Annotated in this window: 20 protein-coding genes; 11 read left to right on the forward strand and 9 right to left on the reverse strand. The window is 64.0% G+C overall.

Features of this window, described 5'->3' with window-relative positions:
• Positions 1-5: 5 nt before the first annotated feature.
• The 4 genes from FJ430_RS12170 to FJ430_RS12185 all read right to left on the reverse strand — a co-directional run bounded on the left by FJ430_RS12170 (position 6) and on the right by FJ430_RS12185 (position 3,465).
• Positions 6-1,151, reverse strand: a complete 1,146-nt coding sequence (locus tag FJ430_RS12170) for a hypothetical protein (protein ID WP_140703975.1) — start codon at positions 1,149-1,151, stop codon at positions 6-8.
• Between the two features lie 34 nt (positions 1,152-1,185).
• Positions 1,186-2,274, reverse strand: a complete 1,089-nt coding sequence (locus tag FJ430_RS12175; protein WP_140703973.1) for a hypothetical protein — start codon at positions 2,272-2,274, stop codon at positions 1,186-1,188.
• Positions 2,275-2,602: 328 nt separating this feature from the next.
• The gene (locus FJ430_RS12180; protein ID WP_140653308.1) at positions 2,603-3,214 is read right to left on the reverse strand and encodes a thymidine kinase; all 612 of its coding nucleotides are present in this window, start codon (positions 3,212-3,214) and stop codon (positions 2,603-2,605) included.
• Positions 3,215-3,222: 8 nt separating this feature from the next.
• Positions 3,223-3,465, reverse strand: coding sequence for a hypothetical protein (locus tag FJ430_RS12185; RefSeq protein WP_140645724.1), 243 nt, complete (start codon positions 3,463-3,465; stop codon positions 3,223-3,225).
• Between FJ430_RS12185 and FJ430_RS12190 the strand changes: the two genes are divergently transcribed.
• The 5 genes from FJ430_RS12190 (at position 3,464) to FJ430_RS12210 (ending at position 9,999) form a co-directional block, all read left to right on the forward strand.
• Positions 3,464-4,399, forward strand: coding sequence for a choline ABC transporter substrate-binding protein (locus tag FJ430_RS12190; protein WP_140645725.1), 936 nt, complete (start codon positions 3,464-3,466; stop codon positions 4,397-4,399). The genes FJ430_RS12185 and FJ430_RS12190 overlap by 2 nt on opposite strands.
• Before the next feature lie 202 nt (positions 4,400-4,601).
• Complete coding sequence (gene choW, locus FJ430_RS12195; RefSeq protein ID WP_140703971.1) at positions 4,602-5,456, forward strand: choline ABC transporter permease subunit; 855 nt, start codon at positions 4,602-4,604, stop codon at positions 5,454-5,456.
• Positions 5,453-6,634 (forward strand): choline ABC transporter ATP-binding protein, encoded by a 1,182-nt coding sequence (choV, locus tag FJ430_RS12200; protein WP_140703969.1) that lies wholly within the window; start codon positions 5,453-5,455, stop codon positions 6,632-6,634. Before choW ends, choV begins: the two co-directional genes overlap by 4 nt.
• A gap of 111 nt (positions 6,635-6,745) precedes the next feature.
• Positions 6,746-8,779, forward strand: a complete 2,034-nt coding sequence (locus tag FJ430_RS12205) for an autotransporter outer membrane beta-barrel domain-containing protein (RefSeq protein ID WP_140703967.1) — start codon at positions 6,746-6,748, stop codon at positions 8,777-8,779.
• A 182-nt stretch (positions 8,780-8,961) separates the two neighbouring features.
• A complete protein-coding gene (locus tag FJ430_RS12210) occupies positions 8,962-9,999 on the forward strand; it encodes an MBL fold metallo-hydrolase (protein WP_140703965.1) in 1,038 nt (345 codons plus the stop codon).
• A gap of 117 nt (positions 10,000-10,116) precedes the next feature.
• Here FJ430_RS12210 and FJ430_RS12215 read toward each other — a convergent pair whose 3' ends face one another.
• Positions 10,117-12,186: a transcriptional regulator gene (locus tag FJ430_RS12215; RefSeq protein WP_226892168.1), complete on the reverse strand. Its 2,070-nt coding sequence runs from the start codon at positions 12,184-12,186 to the stop codon at positions 10,117-10,119.
• Positions 12,187-12,356: 170 nt separating this feature from the next.
• On the opposite strand from FJ430_RS12215, the gene FJ430_RS12220 reads away from it, so the two are divergent.
• Positions 12,357-13,442, forward strand: a complete 1,086-nt coding sequence (locus FJ430_RS12220; protein ID WP_140703963.1) for a PLP-dependent cysteine synthase family protein — start codon at positions 12,357-12,359, stop codon at positions 13,440-13,442.
• Between the two features lie 81 nt (positions 13,443-13,523).
• On the forward strand, positions 13,524-15,002 hold the full coding sequence (locus FJ430_RS12225) for a pyridoxal phosphate-dependent decarboxylase family protein (RefSeq protein WP_140703961.1): 1,479 nt from the start codon (positions 13,524-13,526) through the stop codon (positions 15,000-15,002).
• A gap of 20 nt (positions 15,003-15,022) precedes the next feature.
• Here the strand turns inward: FJ430_RS12225 and FJ430_RS12230 are convergent, their stop codons facing one another.
• From FJ430_RS12230 to FJ430_RS12240, 3 genes are all read right to left on the reverse strand, one after another.
• Positions 15,023-15,397 (reverse strand): YciI family protein, encoded by a 375-nt coding sequence (locus FJ430_RS12230; protein WP_140703959.1) that lies wholly within the window; start codon positions 15,395-15,397, stop codon positions 15,023-15,025.
• A gap of 95 nt (positions 15,398-15,492) precedes the next feature.
• A complete protein-coding gene (locus tag FJ430_RS12235; protein WP_140703957.1) occupies positions 15,493-16,902 on the reverse strand; it encodes an ATP-binding protein in 1,410 nt (469 codons plus the stop codon).
• Positions 16,899-17,615 (reverse strand): response regulator, encoded by a 717-nt coding sequence (locus FJ430_RS12240; protein WP_140645734.1) that lies wholly within the window; start codon positions 17,613-17,615, stop codon positions 16,899-16,901. Before FJ430_RS12240 ends, FJ430_RS12235 begins: the two co-directional genes overlap by 4 nt.
• Positions 17,616-17,852: 237 nt before the next feature.
• Here FJ430_RS12240 and FJ430_RS12245 point away from each other — a divergent pair, with 237 nt between their 5' ends.
• The 4 genes from FJ430_RS12245 (at position 17,853) to clpS (ending at position 19,374) form a co-directional block, all read left to right on the forward strand.
• A complete protein-coding gene (locus FJ430_RS12245) occupies positions 17,853-18,155 on the forward strand; it encodes a hypothetical protein (RefSeq protein WP_140645735.1) in 303 nt (100 codons plus the stop codon).
• Between the two features lie 37 nt (positions 18,156-18,192).
• A complete protein-coding gene (locus FJ430_RS12250) occupies positions 18,193-18,444 on the forward strand; it encodes a hypothetical protein (protein WP_140645736.1) in 252 nt (83 codons plus the stop codon).
• A 151-nt stretch (positions 18,445-18,595) separates the two neighbouring features.
• Entirely contained in the window at positions 18,596-18,940 is a 345-nt protein-coding gene (locus FJ430_RS12255) for a hypothetical protein (RefSeq protein ID WP_140645737.1), read from the forward strand.
• 128 nt (positions 18,941-19,068) lie between these two features.
• On the forward strand, positions 19,069-19,374 hold the full coding sequence (gene clpS / locus FJ430_RS12260) for an ATP-dependent Clp protease adapter ClpS (RefSeq protein ID WP_140645738.1): 306 nt from the start codon (positions 19,069-19,071) through the stop codon (positions 19,372-19,374).
• Between the two features lie 52 nt (positions 19,375-19,426).
• Here the strand turns inward: clpS and FJ430_RS12265 are convergent, their stop codons facing one another.
• Positions 19,427-21,514, reverse strand: a complete 2,088-nt coding sequence (locus FJ430_RS12265; RefSeq protein ID WP_140703955.1) for a hypothetical protein — start codon at positions 21,512-21,514, stop codon at positions 19,427-19,429.
• Between the last annotated feature and the right edge of the window lie 2 nt (positions 21,515-21,516).

The raw sequence follows: 21,516 nt of genomic DNA on the forward strand, positions 1-21,516 counted from the left end.
GACGGTCAGACGTCGCTGATGACCTGTCCGTTGGACAGGATGTGGACCTTGTAGCCGGAAAAGATCTTTTGCGCCTCACCCGCGGCATAGAGCGCCTGGTAGGCCTCGTGCGGGATCAGCGCGTGGTTCTCGTAGCTCGACACGCCCTGGCGCGCCGCTTCGAGGTCGTCGGTGTTGATGAAGAATTCCTGCGTTGTCTTCTCGCTGGAGAACAGGCCCTTGCGGCCGGGTTTCTCGGCCTTGGAGAAGACCTCCTGGATGGTCCACGTAAGCAGCCAGGCGTTTTGCGGCTTGCGCACCTTGGCCAGCACCTCGGTCACTGTCGAATTGTTGTCGGTGATGCCGGCCGAGTAGAAGGGGCCCAGCACCACGCGCCGCAGCTGCTTGGGATGCAGCGGCTCGAAATCCTTGTCGAGATTGACCGCGATCGTCGCCGGCGAGAGCGTATAGGCCGAGTTCTTCTCGGTGAAATCGTCGAAGCGGTGCGCAAGCTCCGGGTTGAGCAGGCCGTCGACGGGAAGCGGGATATCGACCTTCTCGTTGAGCTTGCCGTTCACGTCGACCAGCTGGCGCACCATGTTTTCGGAGGAGTCCTCCACCGTCACCATATAGACCAGCGGCAGATTGGCGCTGCCGTCGAACGTCGCCCAGTGGACGAGATAATAAGGCCGCATGGTCTTCGGGTTGACCGAGACCTTGGCCGTCTGCGCCAGGGTAAACGGACCGAAGGTCGCCTCGCTCTTGACGTCCTCCAGATAGAGCCGCTCGGCCATCGATTTCTGCAGCGCCTCGGGAAACTCCTTGTGGCGCAGGATGAAGTCGGCCATCTCCTCGCGCAGTTCGCCCGCCTGCGGGATGTTGGCCAGGCGGGCATCGGCCTGCTGGCGGTCGTTTTCCAACTCGAGCAGGTTCTGGAAAACGGGATAGCCGCTGTCGGCGCGCGAAATGCGGAACGTGTCCATGAAGCGCAGCCGGTTGCGCCAGCAGGCAAAGGACTTGTCCAGCCGCGCGATATACTCCGCGACGATCCTGGCGACGATGCCGTGCCGGTAAAGCGGCGAGCGGTCGTCGCGCATGAATACTTCCAGCCCGCTCAGCGCCGCTGTGATGGCGGAGAAATAGCGTGCCGCCGCGTCGTTTTCAGGTGTCATGTGGCTGCCGTGGAAATGAAGTCAGCGGCGCCGCCTACGACTGCACGTAGTTTGCCGAATTGTGCTTCTTCATCACATCGTCGAAGCGGCGGGCGAAGGCATCGTCGGCGAGCTTCTTGCGGCGCTGGATGTCGGCGCTGGCGACCATGTTCTTCTCGTGCATCTCCAAGAGGTCGCCGATGTGCTTCTGCGAGGCGGCGCCGATGCCGGCCATCGTCTCCTCGGCCGTGTTATCGACCTGGCTGCCCAGCGTGTTGATCTTGTGGGCGACGTCCTGCTGGGCGGCGGTCTTCAGCGAATCCTCCAGCGCCTTGTACAGCACGATGCGTTGTTCGGTGTCGATGGTCAGCTTGTTGATCAGCGTCGACTGCGCGGCGATCTGGTTGTTGAGCGAATCGACGAAGGTCTGGAACATCGAAGTGTAGCGCTCCAGCGTCTGGCTTTCGGCCAGCAGCTCCTGCTCCTTGGCCTGCTTTTCATTGTATTCGGTCGCCATTTTCGAGCGCTCGCCCTCAAGCTCGGTGCGCTCCTTCTGGGTCGTGGAGGCGGCGATCTTGTTTTCGATGTCGAGCAACATCGGGTTCAATTCCTCGATGCGCTTTTGCACCGCTTCAAGATTGGTCATCGTCACCTTGCGGCGCTCGATAACCTGCGACAGGCTGGTCTCCGAGGTCTTGTAGCGCTGGTCGAGGACCTGCTTCTGCGCTTTCAGGATGCCGACGATGGTGTCCGACTTCGCCAAAAGCTCCTGAAGATTGCCGGCCAGCGACATATTGCGGACGCGGTCGGTGCGCATGCGTTGCTTGCGCTGCGCCGAAAAGACACCGACGAAGTTTTCCCAGCCGGTGTAGTTCTTCATGCTTTCGAATTCGGCGCCGAAGACATTGGTGGCGTCCTCCAGCCCGATGATCAGGTCGGCGATGTTGCCTTCCATGACCTTCTGTTGCTTGAGCACGTCCTCGATGCGGGCGTTCTCGATGTCGAAATTGGCGTCGCCGATCTTCTTGTCGGCCTGGGCGAGCGTGTCGAGCACGGTGCCGGACTGCTCGATCTTGGTGCGCATGTCCTGCACGACCTGCTTGGTCTTGGCAATTTCGGCATCGAAATTCTGCAATGTCGCCATTGGGGCCTCCCGCTTCGGCATCCGTTTCCGTGTCGTGGCGGCGAATATATGTGGGGCTTCAAGGGATTGAAAGAAGGAAGACAAGGAGAAGCGTCGAAACAAAAGAATTGGTTGGATCCTTGAAAGGCAAGGCAAGCATGCGCATGGTGCCTAGTAACGCGCACCATCATCGAACAGCTTTGGCTGATATGCCTTAAGGTCTTGTTTTTGCGAACGGCCATGAAACAGCGCCGGCAAATATCTTGCCGCGGCGATGCCCGTTTCGCCGGCGCCGGTCAAGGCTTGAAGCGGTTTTCGGACGACATCCGGCTCTAGGCAGCCTTCCGGCTCAGCGGCTGACAAAACCGATGAAGTCGTCGGGCGCGGCGCGGCCCATCTCCTCTTCCCAATGCCGGCGGCAGAGCGAGACGTAGACATCCTTGCCGATCGCCACCTGATCGCCCTGTTTCGCCACCTTGCCTTCGGGACCCAGCCGCACGACCATCGTCGCCTTGCGCCCGCAACGGCAGATGGTGCGCACCTCGCGCAGGTCGTCGGCGATGGCGAGCAGCGCTCGCGAGCCGGAGAAGAGATTGCCCTGGAAATCGGTGCGCAGGCCGTAGCACATGACCGGAATATTCAGCCGGTCGGCGATGCGGGCGAGCTGCCAGACCTGCTCCTCCTCGAGGAACTGCGCCTCATCGACGAAGATGCAATGCACCGGGGCATGCCGGTGGTGCTCGGCGACCCTGGCATAGAGGTCGTCGCCGCCGCGGAACATCTCGGCCTCGGATTCGAGGCCGATGCGCGACGAGATCAATCCGGTGTCGCCCTTGCAGTAATGGCCGGCGACCAACAGCATCGTCGACATGCCGCGTTCGCGATAGTTGTAGGATGCCTGCAAAAGCATGGTCGTCTTGCCGGCGTTCATCGTCGCGTAGTGGAAATAAAGCTTGGCCATAGGTGCTTTTAAGCCGACTTGCCGCCGCGCGGGGAGAGGGCACCGGCTCCGTCCACCAAAAACTCCCTGCCGTTCAAAAACTCCATGTCGCTCAAAAGGGTGTCATGTCGCTTAATGACCAGCGCGCGCCGTTCATCGTGATGTTGAACCGCTTGAAACAACATCAAAATGGTGTTTGGCTGACGAAACAAGGCGGGCGCAAGAACCGTGACTTCGCTTTGCCTTAAGAATTGCAATGGGAGAAAGTTCATGTCGCGTATGAAATCTTTCGTCGCAGGCCTCGGCCTCGCGGCGCTTCTGTCCACGACCGCCGCTTATGCCGGCGATCCTGCGAGCTGCAAGGCGGTTCGGCTCTCCGATGTCGGCTGGACCGACATCCAGGCCACCACGGGGCTGGCCTCGGTGCTGCTCACCGCGCTCGGTTATGAGCCGCAGGTGATCCAGCTCTCGGTGCCGGTGACCATGGCTTCGCTGAAGAACAAGGACCTCGACGTCTTCCTCGGCAACTGGATGCCGTCGATGACCAACGACATCAAGGACTACACCGCCGACGGGTCGGTCGAGACGATCAGCACCAACTTGACCGGTGCAGGCTACGGCATCGTCGTACCGACCTATGTCGCGGATGCCGGCGTCAAGACACTGACCGATCTCGGCAAGTTCAAGGACAAGTTCAACGGCAAGATCTACGGCATCGAGGCCGGCAATGACGGCAACCGCATCATCCTCGACATGATCAAGAACCCGAAGGACAACCTCGAAGGCTTCGAACTGGTCGAGTCGTCCGAAGCCGGCATGCTGACTCAGGCCGAGCAGTCGATGAAGAACAACGAGTGGATCGCCTTCCTCGGCTGGACGCCGCATCCGGTGATGGGCGCCATGAAGATCACCTATCTCGACGGCATGGGCGATAGCGGCTTCGGCGCCGCCACCGTCTATACCAATGTGCGCAAGGGCTACACCACCGAATGCCCGAACGCCGGCAAGTTCATCGCCAACCTGAAGTTCAATCTCGACATGGAAGGCGAGATGATGGACGCGATCCTGAAGGGCGGCGACGCCCAGACGGTGGCGACGGACTGGCTGAAGAAGCATCCTGACGCGGTCGCGCCCTGGATTGCCGGCGTCACCACTTTCGATGGCGGCGACGCGGCCGCTGCCGTCAAGACCGCGCTCGGAGGTTGAGCCGGCTTTGAATCCGGAACGATGATCCGGAAGAGGGCAGCCAGATAGAAAAGGCTGCCCTTTTTTCTTAAAGCGCATCGCGCTTTAAGTCTCTGTTTTACGCATGCCATTTTCCCAAAACCGCTGCACACTTTTGGGTGACATGCGTTAAGCTGCGAGAAGCTGACCGTGCGGCAAGCGCGGCAAAGCCGAGAGGGGAAAGATGGATCCGATTTCGAAATTCCTGACCGACTACAAAATCCCGATCGGGCCGTGGGGCAAGGCCTTCTTCGGCTTCCTGACCGACAATTTCGACACCATCTTCCGGGCGTTTTCAAACGGGCTGAACTTCATCCTCGACGGGGCGGTGGATCTGCTGCTGGTGGTCCCGCCCGTGCTTCTGGCGCTGGTCATCGCGATCATCGCCTGGCTGCTGCAGCGTTCGCGGCCGCTCGCCATCGGCGTCTTCCTGGGTCTGATCTTCATCATCAACCAGAATCTGTGGAAGCAGACGGTCCAGACGCTGGTGCTGGTGGTTGCCGCCGCCGCCATGGCCATGGCGATCGGCGTGCCGCTCGGCATCTGGGCCGCGCACAAGCCGAAGGTCTACCGGGTCATGCTGCCGGTGCTCGACCTGATGCAGACGCTGCCGACCTTCGTCTACCTGATCCCGGTGCTGACGCTGTTCGGCCTCGGCAACGCACCCGGCCTGATCGTCACCATCATCTTCGTCATCCCGACAGCCGTGCGCCTCACACATCTCGGCGTGGTTTCAGTGCCCAAGGCAATCGTCGAAGCGGGCGAGGCGTTCGGCGCCACCAAGCGCCAGCTTCTGTGGAAGGTGGAGCTGCCGTCGGCGCTGCCGACCATCATGGCGGGCCTGACGCAATCGATCATGCTGTCGCTGTCGATGGTGGTGTTCGCCGCCCTGATCGGCGCCGGCGGCCTCGGCACGGAAATCAACCGCGCGCTCGGCTCGCGCCGCATCGATCTCGGGCTTGAGGCGGGCCTCGCCATCGTCGTGCTCGCCATCGTGCTCGACCGCATGACCCGCATCGGCGCTGGAGGCAAGAAATGACCGTCGCGGTTGATTTCAAGAATGTGGACATCGTCTTCGGCGCCGATCAGGCAGGTTCGCTGGCGATGATCGACAAGGGCGCTACGCGCGCCGAAATTCTCGAAAAGACCGGTAACGTGCTGGGTTGTGCCGGTGCCAGCCTTACCGTGCATGAAGGCGAGATCTCGGTGCTGATGGGCCTGTCCGGCTCCGGCAAGTCGACGCTGCTGCGGGCCGTCAACCGGCTCAATGTGGTGTCGCGAGGCCAGGTGCTGGTCAAGGACGGCGACCGCACCGTCGATGTCGTCACCTGCGACGAGGCGACCTTGCGGCGGTTGCGCCAGAAGCAGGTGGCCATGGTGTTCCAGCAGTTCGGCCTGCTGCCATGGCGTACGGTCGAGGAAAATGTCGGCTTCGGCCTCGAGCTTGCCGGCGTGCCGGAGGCGGAACGCAAGGCGCGCGTGCAGAAGCAGCTGCAGCTGGTCCATCTCGACCAATGGTCGAAGAAATACGCCCATGAGCTTTCGGGCGGCATGCAGCAGCGCGTCGGTCTTGCGCGCGCTTTCGCCACCGAAGCGCCTATCCTGTTGATGGACGAGCCGTTCTCGGCGCTCGACCCGCTGATCCGCACCAAGCTGCAGGATGAGTTGCTGCAACTGCAGGCCGAGCTGAAGAAGACCATCATCTTCGTCAGCCACGACCTCGAGGAGGCGCTGAAGATCGGCAGCCACATCACGATCATGGAAGGCGGCCGCATCGTCCAGACCGGCGCGCCGGAAGACATCGTGCTTAGGCCCGCCAACGACTATGTCCGCGACTTCATCGCCAATGTGAATCCGCTCTCGGTGCTGACGGCATGGAATGTGATGCGCGATCGCCGCGATCTCGAACAGGGCGAGGACGGCTGGGTGTGGCTCGACCGGCGCAAGACGACGCGCTTCAAGATCGACGACCACGGCCTGGTGGCCGCGGCCGAACGCGACGGCAAGCCGGCGATATGGATCTCCTGCGCCGATGTCGAGGGTCAGCCGGAGGAGGGGGCCCAGGTGTTCTGGGCCAATCCCGGCACGCCGCTGAAGACGGTGATGCTCGCCATGCACCGCTCGCAGACGGCGCCGGTGGCGCTGTTCGATGAAGGCTCGCGCTTCGTCGGCGCGATCGGCATCCGCGACGTGCTGAGCGCGGTGCTGCGGCGATAGGCTTCTTCGAAGGCGCCCGGGTCTCCGGTCCGGGCGCGCTGCCCGCGGCTTGTTTTCCGGTTCCTTCCAGCGCAGAATCTATCTGTTGTATGCCCATGCGCCGAGGGGGTGATGCCGACGTCGCGCACAGGGGTTCCAGGCGCGATAGCGCTGTCGATGTTCGCCGGGATATCGCTCGCAGGAGGCGCGGCGTTTTCCCAAGGTTTTGTCATCGGCAATGGCGTCGTCGCCAGCCAGCAGACGATGGCCGCTGCCGGCGATACCGGCATCGTGCAGCCGAACGGGGCGATCGAGACATTCAGCGCCGGCATCGATGCCGTGCGAATGCTCAACTCGAACCAGCGGCTCACCAATGACGGGTTGATTGCAACCTTGGGCGGCGCCGCCGCCAATGTGCATTCGCAAGGCAGCAGCGCGACCATCCTCAACAACGGAGCCATCCTGGCGATAGGCGATGCCTCCATCGGCATCTTGTCGGAGGGCGGCAATGCGCACATCGTGAACAACGGCTCGATCGAAGCGCTTGGGGTCGCCACATACGGCATCATCAGCGACGCCCCGGGCGGGCGCGTGGACAACCGTGGCTTTATCGGCGTTTCAGGCACGGCCGCCGCAGGCATAATCGGCGATGGGCCGGACCTGGGGATAGACAACAGCGGCTCGATCGAGGCCCATGGGACCGCCGCCGCCGGGATCATCTGGCAGAGCAACGGTCTTCAACTGCAAAATTCCGGGTCGATCGTTGTGTCGGGGCTGGCTTCCGTCGGCATCGGCGCCAGCGGCAATGACATCGCAATTGCCAACAGCGGCACGGTCGATGTCTTCGGGACAGCCTCGACAGGCATAGGCACCCTGTTCGGCAACGCCACGATCGTCAATTCGGGTTCGGTCGTCGTGGGGGGCGTGGGCGGTGTTGCCATCGCCGCCCAGGGCAGCAACTCTGTCGTCACCAATTCCGGCCGAGTCTTCAGCGACCAGAGCGTGGCGATCTATTTCGGCGCGCCCGACGCGGTGCTGAATCTTTTGGGCGGGACGGCCATTCAGGGGCCGATCGTCTTTTCCGGCGCCGGCAACACCGTCACCTTCGGCCCCGGACTGAATGCCGTCATGAGCTTTTCAGGAAGCGGCCTGCCGCAAACCGTGCTGACCGGCGGCAGGCCGTTCGTGACGAGCGGCGCCAGCGTGGCGGTGGTGGACATCACCGGGTTTGCCAGCAGCGGGCCGTTGGTCGAGGACCTTGTCGACGGCATAGCCGGTGTTGCCGAGGCGCGCATGTCCGCTCCAAGCGACGATTTGCCTGCGCCGCAAAAAGGTCCAGACGCCTGGATCTCGACATTCGGCGGACTACGCTCCCAGGGCGGTTCCGGCGCATCGGCCGGGTTCAGCGAGGCGCTTGGCGGCATGGTCGCCGGCGCCGAAACGCGCTCGGGCGACGGGTTCCTCGGTGGCTTGTTCATCGGAGGCGCCGCCGGATCGACCGAGGTCGACGACGACGCGCAGGAGATCGTCCATCGCGGCGTGTTCGCGGGCGGCTATCTCGGCTATGACGGAGGCGTCAATTTTGCCGAAGCGGCATTCGTCGCCGGCGTGCTCCAGGAGCGCAGCCGCCGCCGTGTCGCGAACAATCTGGTGCTCGACGGCATCGAGACGGCGCGGGCGGATTTCAACGGCGTCTTCCTCAGCCCGTCGGTTACGCTCGGCACGCGGCTGCCGGTTTCGTCCGGTACGCTGATACCCAGCGTGCGGCTGCGTTACGCCGGACTGTTCTTCGACGATTACGCCGAGACCGGTTCGGACGGGGATCTCGCGGTCGCGCGGCGCAACGTCAACGTCTTCGAGGCGCGTGGCCAGGTCGCGCTGGCATTGGCGCCCGTCAGCATGCCAAGCCAGACCTGGCAAACCACGCTTCGAGCCGGGATCGACGCGATTGCGCAAAGCAGCGATGACGTTTCGGCGACACTGTTCGGCCAAGACATCTCTTTTCCCGTCGGCGGCAAAAAATTTGTGTTGCGCGGCTTTGCCGGCGCGGACGTCGCGGCGGAGGTGGGCGCCGGCATGACGCTCAATGCCGGCTTCGAGGCGGGTTACGGGACCGACAATGCCTTCACCGTCCGCGGCCAGGCCCGTCTAAGCAAGGCTTTTTGAGGGAGCTGATCGACCAGCCCGGACCGCATTTGAAGGCTGGCATCCCGCCGCCGCAGGGAAGGTCGCCTACCGGCATATATATTTTTCGAAATCCATTCCGATTCCAGAAGTCCGTGCAGTAGAATATTGCTATGACCGCGCGGGCGATGCCCGGCGGTGTAAATGCAGCGGGGTATGCGACGATGATCTTCCGTCAGCTCTTCGATTCCGTCTCGGGTACCTACTCCTATCTGCTTGCCAGCCGGCGCGGCGGCGAGGCGCTGATCATCGATCCCGTGCTGGAGAAGGTCGAGCGCTATCTGCAACTGGTCAATGAGCTCGACCTCAGGCTGGTCAAGGCGGTCGACACGCACCTTCATGCCGACCACATCACCGGCCTCGGCGCGCTGCGCGACAAGACGCATTGCGTGACCGTGATGGGCGAGCAGACCAAGGCCGACGTGGTGTCGATGCGGCTTGCCGACGGCGACAAGCTCGGCATCGAGGGACTGGCGCTCGACGTCATCTACACGCCCGGCCACACCGACGATTCCTACAGCTTTATCCTGCCGGACCGGGTCTTCACCGGCGACACGCTGCTTATCCGCGGCACCGGCCGCACCGACTTCCAGAACGGCGATCCGCGCCAGCAATATGAATCGATCTTCGGCCGCCTGCTCAAACTGCCCGACGAGACGATGATCTTCCCGGCACATGACTACAAGGGTGAGACCGTGTCGACGATCGGCGAGGAAAAGGCCTTCAATCCGCGCCTGCAGGTCAAGTCGGTCGACGAGTATGTGAACATCATGAACAATCTCAATCTGTCCAACCCGAAAATGATGGATGTGGCCGTGCCGGCCAACATGCGGGTCGGGCTGCACCAGGACGATATCGCCAGCCGCGGCTGGGCGGTGAGCGCGGAGCAGGCGCTGGCGATGATCGGGCGGCCCGACGTGGCGCTGATCGACCTGCGCGAGCAGACCGAACGCGAGCGGCACGGCGTCATTCCCGGCGCGATCCATCTGCCCTATGCGCGGCTGCAGGAAAACATCGCCGCCGGCGGCATGCTGCATGAACTGGCGAAGTCTACCAGCAAGCAGATCCTGTTCTATTGCGCCTTCGGCGAGCGCTCGGCGATGGCGGTGCAGGCAGCGCAGGATGTCGGTATTGCCAGTGCCCGCCACATCCAGGGCGGCATCGACGCCTGGCGCAAGGCCAGCGGGCCGCTGATGCATTAAAGCGCGGCGCGCTGAAGCGGATTCAGGCGACGCGCTTTTAAGCCTTTGTTTTCATGCATGTCGTTATCGCAAAACCGCTGCACACTTTTGCGCGACATGCATTAGGCCCGATTGGATTCAATTCAGCCCGATCAGCTTCGCGCCATTCCGGAAGAGAGCCTCGCCATCCCGGTCGAAACGGAATGTCGCGATGAAGTCGTCGGCGCGATAATTCGGAAAGGTGTTGCGGATCATGGCGGCGTGATTCCGCGCCTCGTCCCGCCGGCCGGCCAGCGCCAGGCAATGAGCGGCGATCGCCAGGATGATGACATGAGCGTTTGGCCTCGCGGCCGCCTTCAGCGCCCATTCCGCGGCCTCGTTGTATTCGCCGAGCCGCGCATGCGCCATGGCGCGGGCGCCCATCATGCCGAACAGCAGCGGATCGAAGGGGCTGAGATGACGCGAATGATCGGACGAACCGATCGCCGATTGCGGGTCGCCCGACTGCGAATGGACGAAGGACAGCGCATAGTGGCCGAGCGCGAAATTGGGACTGAGGTCGACGGCGCTCGCCAACTCGAGCAATGAACCGTCCTGCTCGCCGCGCAGCCACAGCGCCCGCCCCATGGCCCAATGGGCGGAAGGGTTGCGGTCGTCGACCAAAAGGCTCCGGCCGGCGCTTTCGAAGGCAAGCGCGGTCTCTCGATCGCGCTCGCCCCAGCGCTGGAAGGCATTCTGCCAATGGGTGAAGGACATGCCGGCATAGGCGCGCGCGAAAGTGGGATCGAGCTTCAACGCCTCGCCGAAGAAATGCTGCGCCAGCTCGTTTTCCTGGCGGGTGAAGCGATACATGTGCCAGAGGCCACGATGATAGGCCTCCCAGGCATTGAGCGAGTTTGGCGCTTTCAGCAATGCGCGGTTGCGCTCCACCGTCGCGATCTCGGCGGCGATCGAGGAGACGATGCTGTTGCCGATATCCTCGATAACGATGAAGATGTCGTCGGGATTGTGCTCGAAGGTCTCGGCCCAGACGATTCTCGCCGTGCGCACCTCGACGAGCTCAATGGAAACGACGATACGGCCCGGCAGGCTGCGCACCGAGCCCGTCGTGACATAGTCGACATTCAGCCTGCGTCCGGCATCTTCCGGCGCGATATTCTTCTCGGCGAGCGCGAAGACCGAGCCGCGGGCGATGACGAAGAAATCGCGAAGCTTGGCAAGCCGCGTGATGATGTCATGCGTGAGGCCGTCGGCGAGCCCGCCGCGGAAGTCGCCAGCGCCGGCGCTCTCCGCAAACGGCATCACCGCGAGCGACGCCCGGCGTGTCGCAACAGGCTCGGATTCGATAGCGGCGACGGGCGGCTCCGAGACCGGGAAAGCCGGTCCGGATCGGGCGCATGGCATTGCGCCGGCGTTCCGGGCTCTTATCTCCTGCCACGCCTCGCGCAATGGCGTGAAATCCAGCTCTTCCGAGTGGAACAGCTCCGCCGCCGTGGCAAGATGGTCCTCGCCGGCGCCGATCTGTCCGCGCCGGGCCAGATTTTCCAGCAGCGCCACATGCGCACGGCCATCGAAGGGCGCGAGCTCCAGCCATTTGTCGATATAGGCGCCGGCCTCGTCGGCTCCGGGCGGGACAAGACCGATGATGTGCTCCAGGACGGCGACATGGCACGCGCTGAAACGGCGGCGCTGCGCCGTCAGCCAACTGCCAAAATGCGGGCTGCGATCGAGCTCAAGACCGTCGAGAAAGTCGCCGGCGAAATGTTGCGAAAGCGCCTCTAACCGCATGAGATCGAGCGTCTCGACACCTTCGGCCACCGCCGCGGCGGCATCCAGCGCGTCCACGTGGACATCGTCGAGGCGAAGCGACACCGTATCGCCATGGGTTTCGACCCGGCGCCGATCCGGGTCGTCAAGCGCGGCGCGCAGCTTGCTCAGGCACCAGCGCAGCTCGCCGCGCGGATCGTTGGGCACGTCCCAGAAAAGTTCGCAAAGGCGGCTGCGGCTGACAGGGTGGGGCGCCAGCGCCAGATAGGCAAGCAGCGCGCGCAGCTTGCGCGACGAGGGCAAGGTAACGGGCACTCCATCGCGGGCAATTGTCAGTTGCCCGAGCAGCCTTACGGACAGGCCAACGGGGCCGTTCAGGCTCGATCGGGTGGATTCCACGTATGTTTCCACGCTTTCTCCAACGCTGGCCAGTTGGTCCATAGTCTATCACCAAAGATGACAGGAGGCAGCCGGCAGCCCCATTCCGTGCCGGAACGCCGCCGTTGCCGCTTTTGCGGCAGATCAAGCAACCTATCGCGGCCAGGTGTCGAAACCGCGCCGCCAAAGCTGCCGGTTTGTAACCGGCACGTGAGGACATCGAGGAGAAAGCCATGTTGCAACAATTGAAAATCAGAACCACGTCCGGGCGCGGCCGTTTGTTCGACAGCATTCTCGATACGGTCGGCGACACGCCGGTCATCCGCATCAACAATCTCGGCCCGGGTCACGCGACGATCTATGTGAAGGCCGAGTTCTTCAATCCGGCGGCCTCGGTGAAGGACCGGCTGGCGCTCAACATCATCGAGGAAGGCGAGCGCAGCGGCAAGCTCAAGCCCGGCCAGACGGTGGTGGAGGCGACGAGCGGCAACACCGGCATCGGCCTTGCCATGGTCTGCGCGCAGAAAGGCTATCCGCTGGTGGTGACGATGGCCGACAGCTTCTCCATCGAGCGCCGCAAGCTGATGCGCATGCTTGGCGCCAAGGTGGTGCTGACGCCGCGCGCCCAGAAGGGTTTCGGCATGTACAAGAAAGCGGTCGAGCTCGCCGAAGCCAATGGCTGGTTCCTGGCGCGCCAGTTCGAGACCGAGGCCAATGCCGCCATCCACGAAGCGACGACGGCGCGCGAGATCATCAATGATTTCGCCGGGTCGCGCCTCGACTATCTGGTCACCGGCTACGGCACCGGTGGCACGGTTGCCGGCGTCGGCCGTGTGCTGCGCCGAGAGCGGCCGGAGGTCAAGATCGTGCTGACCGAACCGGCGAACGCGCAGCTGATCGGCAGCGGCAAGCGCCAAGAGCGCGGCGCCGGCGGCGCGCCGGCCGCCAGCCATCCGGCCTTCGAACCGCATCCGATCCAGGGCTGGACGCCGGACTTCATCCCCAACGTGCTGCAGGAGGCGATCGACCAGCGCTACTATGACGAGGTGATGCCGATCTCCGGTCCCGAAGGCATCAAATGGGCGAAGGCGCTGGCGCAGCAGGAAGGCATTTTCACCGGCATCTCCGGAGGCGCCACGTTTGCGGTGGCGCGGCAGATCGCGGGCACCGCGCCGGCCGGGTCGGTGATCTTGTGCATGCTGCCCGACACAGGCGAGCGTTACATGTCGACGCCGCTCTTCGACGGCATCGAGGCCGACATGGACGCCGAGGAAACGGCGCTGTCGCGCTCGACGCCGAGCTGTCAATTCGAAGCCTGACAACGCCGACCGCGATGCCGCCCCACATGGCGGCGTCATTCTTTTACGCGCGGGTCGGCCCGCGCCGGCGGGAGAGGCGAGATGGATACATTTCAGGAAGCGACGAACGCGGAAGAAACGCTCGATCCACCGGATTGGGCCGAGGTGGGATCGCTGTCGCACCGGATCCTCGACGATGCCATCGTCTATCTCAAGGATGTCCGCGACCGGCCGGTCTGGCGCGGGATGCCCGCCGAGGTGCGGGCATTCTTCGGCGCACCCTTGCCGCGCTCGCCGGCGCCGGCGGCCGACGTCTATGACGACGTCGCCCGCAATTTGATGCCTTACCCGATGGGTAACGTCCATCCGCGTTTCTGGTCCTGGTACATGGGGTCCAGCAACTTCACCGGCGCGCTCGGCGACTTCCTGGCGGCGATCCAGGGTTCCAATCTCGGCGGCGGCAACCAAGCCGCCGGACTGATGGACAGCCAGGTCGTCAACTGGATGAAGGAGATGGTCGGCTTCCCGACCTCTGCCAGCGGCACGCTGGTCAGCGGCGGCTCGATGGCCAACATCATCGGCCTGACCGTGGCGCGCAACGTCAAGGCAGGCGTCGACGTGCGCGAACGTGGCGTCGGCGCCATCCCCAGGCCGCTGCGCTACTACGCTTCGGACCAGGTGCATTCCTGCCACCGCAAGGCCATGGAGCTGCTGGGCCTTGGCAATCGGGCGTTGCGGCGGATCCCGACCGACGCCGGGTTGCGCATCGATATCGCCGCGCTCAAGGCGGCAATCGCGGAGGACCGCGCGGCGGGATTCAAGCCGGCCTGCGTGATCGGCACCGCCGGCACCGTCAACACCGGCGCCGTCGACGACCTTCAGGCGCTGGCGAGCGTGGCGGGCGAAGAGGACCTCTGGTTCCATGTCGACGGGTGCATCGGCGCGCTGATCGCGATCGCGCCCGAGAGCCGATCGCTCGTCGCAGGCATCGAGCGGGCGGATTCCATCGCGCTCGATCCGCACAAATGGCTGCACGCGCCGTTTGAAGCCGGCTGCGCGTTGGTGCGGGACGCATCCGCGCACCGCAACACATTTGCCGTCACGCCGGAATATCTGGAATCGACGCCGCGCGGCCTCGCGTCCGGAGAGTGGCTGCACGATTACGGCTTGCAGACATCGCGCGGCTTCCGGGCGCTCAAAATCTGGATGGCGCTGAAGGAGCATGGCGTCGAAAAGTTCGGCCGGCTGATCGACCAGAACATCGCCCAGGCCCGCTACCTCACCGGGTTGATCGAGGCGGAGCCGGCGCTGGAGCTGATGGCGCCGACCACCATCAACATCGTCAGCTTCCGCCACCGGCTGGCGGGCGCGTCCGAAGAGCGGCTAAAGGCTTTCAACACCGAGATCATGCTGAGACTTCAGGAGGAGGGCATCGCGGCCCTGTCCGACACGACCGTGCACGGCCGGCACTGCCTGAGGGTGGCGATTGCCAATCACCGCACGCGCCGCGACGATCTCGACCTGGTGGTCGGCGAGATGCTCCGGCTGGGACGGGAAATCGAGGCCGCGACACCGGCCTGAGGCACGCTCGGGAACTTGTCTCAGCTTACCGTCAGCGGCGCGCCGGGCAGATAAAGCGCGATCGGTCGGATCTCGTAGACGGCGCTTGGGTTGACGCGCTTGAGATCGCGCGCGGCGGCGATCGCCTCGTCAAGGCTCGCGCAGTTAAGCACATAGAGGCCCAGCAACTGCTCCTTGGTCTCGGCGAACGGGCCATCGATCACCATGGCGTCGGCCGGGCCGCGCAAAGTTACCGCCCCCGCCGTCGGGCCAAGCCTTGCCGCAGGCCCAAGCTTGCCGTCGCGAGTCAGCCTGTCGTTGACCTCGAGCAGGTCCTTCATCAGCGCCGCGTCCTCGTCGGGCGTCCAGGACTGCACAGTGTCTTCCACGTGATAGGCGAGGACGGCGTAGAACATGGGCGTGTCTCCCTCGTGATCAGGCGGACCGCACTATCACAAGGATGGTTCGACTGATCCAGAGGCGCGGACGGCGGACCGACGCCGCTCCTGACTCAAGCTGCCACCGGCAGCCGCAGCTCCGTCAGCAGGCCGCCGCCGGGGTAGTTGGAAAGATCGACCTCGCCGCCGGCGCCGCGGGCGATGTTGCGGGCGATGGTGAGGCCGAGGCCGAGGCCGCCGGTGGTGCGGTTGCGCGATTCCTCCAGCCGCACGAAGGAGCCGAACACCGCGTCCAGCTTCTCCTGCGGGATGCCTGGGCCTTCGTCGCGGATCGAAAGCGTGATCGTGTCGCCCGATCGCCGCACGCCGAGATGCGCCTTCTTGCCGTAGGTCACCGCGTTCTGGATGAGATTGGTGATGCAGCGCCGCAGCGCCACCGGCCGCGCGATGCAGATCAGGCCGCGCGACGGGACCACGTCTTCGTCGAAGGATGCGCCGTCGAAGGAGTCCGCGACCGATTCCACCAGCGACCAGAAATCGATCCGCTCGGCCTTTTCCTCGGTTACCTCGAATTTGGCGAAGTCGATGACCGAGCTCGCGATGCTTTCGATATCGGCAAGGTCGTGCGCCAGCGCCGTGCGCGCGGGCGACCTGCGCAACAGTTCGAGGCGCAGGCGCATCCGGGTCAGCGGCGTGCGCAGATCATGCGCCAGCGCCGCCGCGAGGTGCTCGCGGTCTTCGACATAATCGCGCAGCCGCATCTGCATGGCGTTGATGGCCTTTGCGGCGGCGCGGATCTCGCGGCTGCCGCTTTCGGCGATCGGCGGGCTTTTCAGGTCATTGCCAATGCGGGTCACCGCCGTTTCCATCATCCGGTATGGCGCGGTCAGCCGGCGCAGCGACCATATCGACATGACCACGATCAAACCGGCGATCAGCGAATAGAGCGGCAGGCTGTCGAGGCTGAGAATCGGTCCCGCCGGCGTGATCGGCTCGGTGAAATTCAGCCACTGGCCGTCGGAAAAGCGCAGCGAGGCGGTCAGCTTGTCGCTTTGCGCGAAATCCGCGGCCAGGACCAGCAGGTCGCGCTCGACCTGGCCAACATCCTTGTTCTCCGCCCGGCCGTCCGGGACATCGGCCTCCTGGGTGGCCGGATCGCGCCGCACGCGCGCATCGGTGATGCCGAACTTCGACAGGCGGCCGACCAGGATGTCCTCCAACTCGGCAAGCTGGTCGTCGCCGGCGATCGAAGAGGTGACGGCGGGGGTGTCCGAAACCGTCAGCGCATAGGTCGAGTTGAACAGGCCGGACGCGGTCGCCTTGCGCTCTTCGGGCGTGGCGTCATGCATCAGCTGCACCAGCGAATAGGCGCGGTCGTTCAGCCGGTAGAGATCGACGACGCCGTTGGCGGCGGCTCGGTCGCGCGCCACGATGTAGAGCGTCGTCACCTGGCTGAGCATGAGGCCGGCAATGACGATGAGCAGCACCCAGACTGGCAGGGTCTGCGGCAGGAAGCGTCTCATTCGGACGTCGTCTCGGGCAGGAACTGATAGCCGCCGCTGCGCACGGTCAGGATCAGTTTCGGCGTCTTCGGATCGTCTTCCATCTTGCGGCGCAGGCGGCTCACCAGAATGTCGACGCTGCGGTCGAAGCTGTAGCCGGTGTCGCCGCCGGAGAGCTCGATCAGCTGTTCGCGGGTAAGCACGCGCTGCGCGCTCTTGACGAAGGTCTGCAGCAGGTTGAACTCCGCCATCGTCAGTTCCACCCGGACGTCGTCGGGCGCCGTCAGTCGGCGCCTCGCGCAATCCATGGTCCAGCCGGCAAAGCGATAAATCTGCTTGGCCGTGGGGCGACGCGGCTCGGCGCTGCCGTTGCGTCTCAGCACGGCGCGGATGCGGGCCAAAAGCTCGCGCGGGTCGAAGGGCTTTGGCACGTAGTCGTCGGCGCCCATTTCAAGGCCCACAACGCGGTCGGTCGTTTCGGTGACCGCGGTCAGCATGATGATCGGCGTGGTGTAGTTGGCGCGGATCTCGCGGCAAAGCTCAAGCCCGCTTTTGCCGGGCAGCATCACGTCGAGAACGATCAGGTCTACCGGCGTGCGGCGCAGGACCGCTTCCATTTCGATGCCGTCGGCAGCCACCGTCGTGTGCAGCCCGCGCTTCTGGAAGAACTCCTGCAGCAGGTCGCGTATGCCCTTGTCGTCGTCGACGATCAGTATGTGTGCGTCCGATTTCACTCGAAACCTATGATTCTGTTGGCCGTGCATCCTTCGCCGGTCTCTCACACGATAGAATTCGGGCCACATCTTGGCCAGTGGCCTCGATCGTAGCGCCGGCCGGATTCCCCAGAAACAATCCAGAAACAAAATTCTACAGTCGGGAAAAACTGGTGAAAAATTTCAAGAGCATAACCGGTGCCGTGGCGGTCAGGTCATCGGCTGCGACGCAAGTTTCCGGAGTAACGGACAAGACCAATGCAGAGGTTCTGGATCAGCGTGACGGGTGCTTTGCTCAGCATATCGCTCATCACAGCAGCGGCCGGCGCCTCCACCGCTAAGGTCGCGCCGCTCACCCGGACCGAGCGTTGCACCAATCTGAGCCGTCAGGTTGACGAAGCCCTCGAAACCCATGCCGCGGCAACGCAGGTCACCGCGGCGAAAGCACTGCAAAGAAAGGGAAACCGGTTCTGCGCCAACAAGAAACAGGCGCAGGGAATCCGGATGCTCGCAAACGCTTTGAAGCTGCTTGGAGTGACACCGATCGATCCTGCTCAGTGACGCTCATCCAGACCTGCAAGAAAAAGGAAATGAAGCCATGAAGAAGTCCATCCTCTCCGCCCTCGGCCTCGGTGTTGCTCTCGCTTTCGCGATGCCGGCTCTCGGTAACGCCGCCGCCACGACGACCGCCGCCCCGGCTGCCTCGACCGCGACCACCACGGCTGCTCCGGCCGACAGCACCGCTGCGAAGCCGATGAAGAAAGTCGCTGCCAAGAAGGCCTGCAAGGTGACCAAGACGCACAAGTGCCCGGTCAAGAAGGCCAAGAAGGCTCCGGCGAAGAAGTCCTAATCCAGGCTTTCAGTCCTGATCCTTCAAAACCGCTCCGGCCGGTTCCGGCTGGAGCGGTCTTCCGGCGACCGAAGCCTGGCATCGGCAGATTTCGCCGCGCCGCTCCCGATCCTTAACCCGATCGCAATGCCGGTGCTGTAGGACAATCCGCATGAGGAAGCGGTTTTCGTCCCTGATGCGCTCGCTGACGCTCGGCGGCCTGATCGCCACCGGGGCGGCACGATCGTTGATCATCTTTACCGCAAGCCCCGTGCCGGATCCCGCCAGCGGCAGGACCGAACCCGAGCTTTTCGCTCCACTGATCTCCTCGAGCTTCGACTACATCACCCCGGCACAGTCCTGGATGCTGCTCGTGCTGACCGGCATAACGCTGATCGGCCTGGCCGGCTGGATATTCTTTGCCTTCATGGAGCGCGGCTCGGGCATGGATGGCGACGTCGGTTCAGGCAGATCGGGCACCCCGTTGCGCCGTCCGGTCGGACGCCAGGACCGTTGACCCATCGGCGGCGCTTCCCCACATAATATCGAACGTCCAATCCGTCGCTATCCACGCGGAGGGTTGGACGGGTGTTTTTCAGCGTGACAAAATGAGAGCGAGAACTCAGTTCCTCGCCGCCGGATCCGATGCCAGAAACCGTCATCAAGCCCCGCGTCAAGCCGCAGCCGAAGACCGAGCGGCCGAAACTCTACAAGGTCATCCTCGTCAATGACGATTTCACGCCGCGCGAGTTCGTGGTGACGGTGCTCAAGGGCGAGTTCAAACTCAGCGAAGACCAGGCGCACCGCGTCATGATCACCGCGCATACGCGCGGTGTCTGCGTCGTCGCGGTGTTCACCAAGGATATCGCCGAGACCAAGGCGACGCGGGCGACCGACGCCGGCAAGGCCAAGGGCTATCCGCTGCTGTTCACCACCGAGCCCGAAGAGTAGGGCGGAGGAGTTTCCCTTCTCCCACAAGAAGGGGAGAAGGAAGAAAGTGGTGTCACCGCCCTTCGCGATACCACATCGAGCCGATGGCGAGCAGCAGCAGGCCGAGGCCGAGGAAGCCGCCGAACAGAGGCACGCGCGACACGGCCTTGAGCGTGCTGTCGTCGGTGGTGCGCAGGCCGATCCAGTCGTCGCCCGAAGCGGCCGCGGAAGAGCGGACAGGGATGATCGACGGCAGCGTCACGCCGCCGGCGAGATTGCCGAGCGTCGACGACGGAGCCAGCCGCCGCACGCTGCCGCCGGTCGCCTCGGCAGGCGCCTTCAGCCTGTCCTCGGTCGAGATCACGTCGGAAAATTCCGGCGCGTTGATCGGGCCGACATGGGCAAGCGCGGTAAGGTCGCCATTGCCGATCTGGTAGAGGCCGATCTCGCCGGTCTGCAGACTGCCGGTGAAGATGCCGGGCTCGGCTTTCTCGAGCTTGACCGTCATCGCCTTGCCGGACGGCGTGATGACCTGGGCGGGACCCGGGTCGTCGCTCATCGTCTGGCGGCGGATTTCAAGCATCATGCCGCGGCCGTCGGCGGTCAGCCGCTCCTCTTCCAGTTCCGGCTCCTTCATCAGCCAGTGGGCGATGCGGCGATAAAGCTGGACATGCGGTCCACCGCCCTCGAAGCCGCGCGCCCACAGCCAGCCCTGGTCGGAGAGCAGCATGCCGACACGGCCTTCGCCCTTGCGGTCGAGCAGGAGCAGGGGCCGATCGTCGGCGCCTTTCATCACCACTTCGCCTTCCGGATTCTTGACGCCGATGGTGCGGAACCAGCGGCTCCAATGCGGCGGCTCGCTCGCCGAGCCGTCGAGCCCGCGCGTCACCGGATGGCGCTGGCCGAGATCGGTCAGGCGCGGATAGAATGCCTTGTCCACCACCTCGCCGGTCGGCATGGCCGGCAGCGCGGCGTTCAGCGGCGTGCGGGCAATGGAGTTTTCGCCGGCATATTCGGGGCCGGCGGCAATCAGCAGCGCGCCGCCCTTTTCGACATATTCGGAGATGTAATCGTAATACAGGATCGGCAGCACGTCGCGGTGCTGGTAGCGGTCGAAGATGATCAGGTCGAAATCCTTGATCTTCTCGACGAACAGCTCGCGCGTCGGGAAGGCAATCAGCGACAGCTCGTTGATCGGCGTGCCGTCCTGCTTTTCCGGCGGGCGCAGAATGGTGAAGTGGACGAGATCGACCGATGCGTCCGACTTCAAAAGGTTGCGCCAGGTGCGCTCGCCGGCATGCGGCTCGCCGGAAACCAAGAGCACGCGCAGGTTCTCGCGGATGCCGTCGACCAAAGCGATCGCCCGGTTGTTGGCGTCGGTCAGTTCGCCGGGCTCCCGGTCGATGCCGAGCTGGACGATGTTGCGGCCGGCATTGGGTATGATGACCGAGAGCTTCATCGGCTGGCCGACGGTCGCGTGCTCGACCGAGACCTGCTCGCCATTGACCGAGACGCGCACGTCCACCGGAGCGCCATCGCCTTCCGTCGAAATGACGCGGTAGGTCATGTCGAGCGGCTTGCCCACGAGGCCGAAGCGCGGCGCGTTCTCGAAGCGGATGCGGCGGTCCTTCTCGTGCTCGTTGCCGGTGATCAGCGCATGCAGCGGCGCGTTGAACTCCGGTGCGCCGGCCGGCGCATCATGCACCTCGCCATCGGTGATCATGATCGCGCCGCCGATGCGCGACGGCGGCACGTCGCGGAAAGTGCCCTCCAGCGCGCTGAACAGCCTGGTTTCGGTGCGCTCGTCAGCGGCTTCGGACTTGCCGGCCTCGACGACACGGACATCGAACTGCTTGAAGCGGGCAAGACGCTGCTGCAACCCGGCCAGCGCCTCGTCGGTCTGCTTGGCGCGGTCGCCAATGTCCTGGCTCTGGCTGCGATCGACGATGAGAGCGACGACGCTCTTCAGCGCCTCGCGTTCCTCGGCGAGGAACACCGGGTTGAGCAATGCCGCGGCAAGCGCGAGCAACGCGATGAAGCGCAGCGCCGAGCCGCGTTGGCGGAACCACAGGCCGACCAGCGCCAGCAGCAGCAACGGCACGAAGAGAAGGCCAAACAGCGGCCAGGAAACCAGCGGTTCGAAGGAGATCGACCAGTTCATGA

This window comes from Mesorhizobium sp. B2-8-5, assembly GCF_006440675.2.
Lineage (GTDB): Bacteria > Pseudomonadota > Alphaproteobacteria > Rhizobiales > Rhizobiaceae > Mesorhizobium.